Origin of the sequence: Ferruginibacter sp. (genome assembly GCF_031430955.1) — a bacterium.
GTDB lineage: Bacteria > Bacteroidota > Bacteroidia > Chitinophagales > Chitinophagaceae > Ferruginibacter.
In genome coordinates this window covers 1-4,707 of sequence record NZ_JANPCM010000458.1, presented here as the reverse complement: position 1 = coordinate 4,707, position 4,707 = coordinate 1, and the positions used below count along the sequence as shown (strand labels likewise).

General features: G+C 36.0%; 4 protein-coding genes. All 4 read right to left on the bottom strand.

Features of this window, described 5'->3' with window-relative positions:
- Positions 1-165: 165 nt before the first annotated feature.
- A complete protein-coding gene (locus tag ACY65O_RS12660; protein WP_462221222.1) occupies positions 166-1,011 on the bottom strand; it encodes a hypothetical protein in 846 nt (281 codons plus the stop codon).
- Between the two features lie 258 nt (positions 1,012-1,269).
- A complete protein-coding gene (locus tag ACY65O_RS12655; protein WP_462221221.1) occupies positions 1,270-3,231 on the bottom strand; it encodes a PKD domain-containing protein in 1,962 nt (653 codons plus the stop codon).
- A 94-nt stretch (positions 3,232-3,325) separates the two neighbouring features.
- A complete protein-coding gene (locus tag ACY65O_RS12650) occupies positions 3,326-4,144 on the bottom strand; it encodes a D-alanyl-D-alanine carboxypeptidase (protein WP_462221220.1) in 819 nt (272 codons plus the stop codon).
- Between the two features lie 25 nt (positions 4,145-4,169).
- The gene (locus tag ACY65O_RS12645; RefSeq protein WP_462221219.1) at positions 4,170-4,649 is read right to left on the bottom strand and encodes a D-alanyl-D-alanine carboxypeptidase; all 480 of its coding nucleotides are present in this window, start codon (positions 4,647-4,649) and stop codon (positions 4,170-4,172) included.
- Between the last annotated feature and the right edge of the window lie 58 nt (positions 4,650-4,707).

Below are 4,707 nucleotides of genomic sequence, written 5' to 3'. Positions count from 1 at the left end.
TACGCCTAATATTACACCCAACGGTAAGCCAACTTATTTAGAATTTAAAAAAGAAGAGCTGGATAAAATGTTTGGGAGGTAAAACCCCTATCTCCTGAAGGGGTAAATGGAGAAGATGTGAGCGAAGATTATATTAACGAGAAAGAAACTTAAAAGATTTAAAATTTAATCACCATCAGCAATTGCCTGATTTACATCAGGCTTTTTTTCTTCCTGTAAAAAAAATAAAAGCTTGCTCAGCATTTCTCCGTATTGTGCAGTTTTACCATGCTGCGTTTCAATATTTATATAGCGCTTGTTCAGTTCGCCGTAATACACACTTAGCGAACCATCTTTATTTACTTTTTCATTATCCTGTAAAATACTGTTGTAGCCCAGTGTGCTCATTTTATTGAATAATATTTCATCGGTGGTAAGTGTAATATCATCTATATCCTGCCAGCTATCTGCATAAACTTGTTTTGCATCATACTGCCTTTTGCCACCATTCTGATATGTCTTTACAGAAAAATCACCATCGGTATTATTATGCAGCGCAACAATGCAGGAAATAGTATCAGGTATTAATTGTAATAATTGTGCCGCAAATTTTTCCACTTCAACTACAGCAAGGGGATTTTTTTTGCCATTCGCTTTCAGAGTGGCATCAATACCGGTTCTTGAAAATATCCTGTTGGGATCAAATGTATATACCAAACCTTTAAACGGAAAACTTATATTACGTTGAGCATTATTTTCGATCTTAATTAATATGCCGCCTTTTTGTTCCAAAACAGTACGTGCTGCTTTTACTGCCGTTACTTCATCATCATGTAAATTAATACAGCAGGTGGTAACCAACTGGCCATATTGTGTTACTTTAAACGAAATATTTCTATCGCCTAATTTATAAAGAATGTTTTTTTCACTTGGTGTAAATCTTGCCGGTGCTGGCCCGCTGCAAATAGTTGCCGGTTTTTTTATTGCAAATGCAGCAGTGGTAATGGAAAGTAATATTGCCAGCCCGTTCATCAGGATGTAAAATTTGCTTCAAATATATCTATTAATTTTCTATTGGCTGCATATAACGGCTGTTATCCACGTGCTGTTCAAAAAAAAATCCTGCAACAATTAAGCTGCAGGATCTTTTTTCTATCATCATGAAACCAGAAGTTATACCGATGTGACTTTTATGTTATTCAAATCGGTATTTACCAAAAACCAACCCACAAATGCTATTCATGAATTTCAGCCGGCACACATTGCCCTAAAATGAAATTCAGTTTGGTATTATAATTTATTAAACCTTGCATAACATATCTTGCCACCATACTTTACTTTAATGGTGTACAAACCGGGCAGTAAATCATTTACATTAAGGGTAACTAAATTATTACCTGCCACACCCTGCAAATGCTTTTCTTTTACCAGTACATTAAGTGTATTATAAATGTAAGCATCAATTGCACCCGCTTGTGGTAAAAATACATTTACATTGATAAGATTGGTAGTAGGGTTAGGAAATGCCTGTAACTCACAAACTGAATTAACCACTCGTTCTATTCGTATTACCTGGCAATACTCTTTTACACAACCACCCAATGTAATTGCCCTTAAGCAAACTCTGTAAAAACCAGTATCATTAAATACATATACCGGGTTATTTTGGTGCAGTATTACAGGAGGTGTTGTTGCAGGCGATAATTTAGTTATCGTCCAGGTTTGATCAAGTATGGGAAAGTTGCTGTTGGCATGAAAATATATTTTATTAGGTACCAACGGATCTCTCTGGTAAACATAACTAACATGAATACTGTCGCAGTTTATTTGTGGCAGCACCTTTATTTCTTTACATGTTGTAGAGGCACAATTTGGGCCACGCCATGCTGTTAGGCAGGCAACATAAACACCTGGTTGTGCATAACGATGGGTTGCAATCGGGTCGTGGCTGCCGGTACCATCACCAAACGTCCAGGTATAAACAATATCATTGCTGATATAGTCCGGTACAAATTTATATTTCTGATTGTCATTACTGAATTTTTCAAATTTAAATTTAGAAAGATCTTTACAGTCTGGGACAGCTTGAGGAATAACAACCGTATCACATTTTTCTCTTACACAATTTGGTTCGGTTTGTACAGTAAGGCAAACCCTGTAGATTCCGGGTTGTGTATATTCATGCACAGCATTCCACGTGCCTGCAAATGTGCCATCGCCAAAACTCCATTTTGCAATAGCGTTGACAGTGGTTACCGCAGTTAAATTAGTGAAATGCACTTTACGTGGATTAAGCGAATCCCGGTGCATGCTGAAGTTTAAGGGTATGTTGCATGGCGATTGTACAATAACAGTTTTGCAAATCTCCCTCACACATGGTGCTGTTCCGGCAGCATTAATTGCTTTCTTTACTCTTATACAAACTGTATAAATACCACCTTGTGCATAGTCGTGAGTTGGATTGGCAACATTGGGGTCGCCCAGTATTCCGTTAACACTGGTGCCATCACCAAACGTCCATCTGATAGAATCTGCAGCAATAACAGGCGCACTTAAATTAGTAAACTTAGTTCTTAATGGATGTGATGGATCGGGTTGAGAACTGAAATTAGCTGTAAAGTCGCAGGGTTGAGTAACAGCAACTGATTTGCAAATTTCACTTACACATGGTGGCGTACCTGCTAAAGAATTATTTTTCTTTACACGGATACAAACATTGTAAAAACCTGCATTGGGATACACATGAGTTGGTGTTGAAAGATTACTTACCAAACCATTTATCACCGGTGAACCATCACCAAAATTCCATCTTATAGAATCGCCCTGTTCAACAGGTATAGATTGATTTTGAAAATGTATCGTATTCCAGTTGGTGGCATCTGCATGCCAAATAAAATAAGCCTGCAGGTTGCATGGAGTTGTTTGTTGAATGATAACCTGTTTAAAAACCGAATCGGCACAAACAGTAACACCATTAGGATTTGTTCTTATAATTATATGCGTAACACTATACACACCAGTTGAAGCATAAGTGTGCGTTGGTAGTGGAATACTAACTGCATTACCATCGCCAAAGCGCCAGTAATGTATAGTATTAATAGAGTCGCCAATAACAACAGGCGTAAATTTTACTGCACTGCCGGTTACAAATTGAAAGCTAAAATCTGCATTGCAGGTAGTGCCGGGCTGGGCTTTGGATGTAAAACTAAATGCTGTGAGTACAACCAGCAAAAGGGTAATGATTTTTTTCATAACAAACATTTTTGATTAAAGGTTAAATTGGTTTTCGTTTGTATGAAGTAGATACGCTTAGTTTTAACATCGTTGCCTGAAGGGTAGAAAAAAATTAATATTTTTCTCTTAGCTGCTGTAAAAACTGCTCTACAGCTTTACGTACCGGCGTGGCACCGGTAATATAATTATTGGATAATACGGAGAATATCAGCAGCTTACCTTTATGAGTAATTAAATAACCGCTTAAAGCACAGTTATTACTTAATGTGCCGGTTTTTGCATAGATAAAACCTGCATCTTTTTTATAATAAGAAGACAGCGTGCCTTCGCCGCCGGTAGGTAAAATGTTTTTCATCCTTTCTAAACCAAATTCGTTTTTCATTTTATTAAGAATGTAAACAAAACTTTTTGGTGTAAATAAATTATAGCGGCTCAACCCGCTGCCATCCACCCATTTGGGTTTTTGCAGAATATCTTTTAAATCTAATTTTAAAATGGTATCAATAATTTTTTCATCATTCATAAAACCCAAATGCTCATTGCTGGCCATTAATAAAGTTTGTTCTGCAAAAAAATTATCGCTGCGGTGCATCATGGGTTTAAAAAGGGAATCGGTGGGTTGGGAGTGGATGATCAGATCACCAGTCTTGTCGTATATCCACCAATCTGACCCAATCATATTTTTTAATGTATCTTTTAATAGTGACTGGATGTTTGTAATATCTGGTGTAAATGGCACTTCTTTATTTTTATCATTACCATTAATAAAAGCAAAATGGTTATCGTTAAATCCTTTAATGACTTCGAAGCCAGTTTTTAGTTTTTCAAGTACACCACTTTGACTCTGGTAAAACGATGGAACAATACTGACGCTGTCTGAATTAACCCATTTTACTTTAATGATATTACCATAAATTGGAAAACTACTCATTTGGGACATATAACTTTCTTTATAGTCATTCCATGCCCACCCATTGCCTAAAAAATCTTTGAATACAAAAGTTTCTGATAAATAAATTTTTTTTTTGATTCTTCAAGAATTTTAATACTGGTTGATTTTTAAATTCAGGTAGTAAAAATGTAGGATCCCCTGAGGGTTCAATTACTGTCGAATCCCCTTTCATTTGATATCTCAACCCCACCAAACTATCTCCCAAATATTTCATCCCTGCATACAGCGTAAATAATTTGGTATTACTCGCCGGAATAAAATATTTAGTAGCATTATAATTATACCAGTATTTATTGGTGGCTGGTTCGTAAATACTTATACCAATATGTCCGCTGCTAATAGCAGTATCTTTTAATAAAATGGTATTGGCTTGTTTGCTGATCTGTTTGCTTATTGAACACGAACTAAAAATAACAGGCAGTAGCAATGCAAAAGCCCTAATTACTAATTCCAAATTCCTAACTCCTTTTTTATTCTTCTCCATTTGATATTAAAGTTATAATTTTCAACAACATTACAAACTATGTTTTTAATAAAACGCT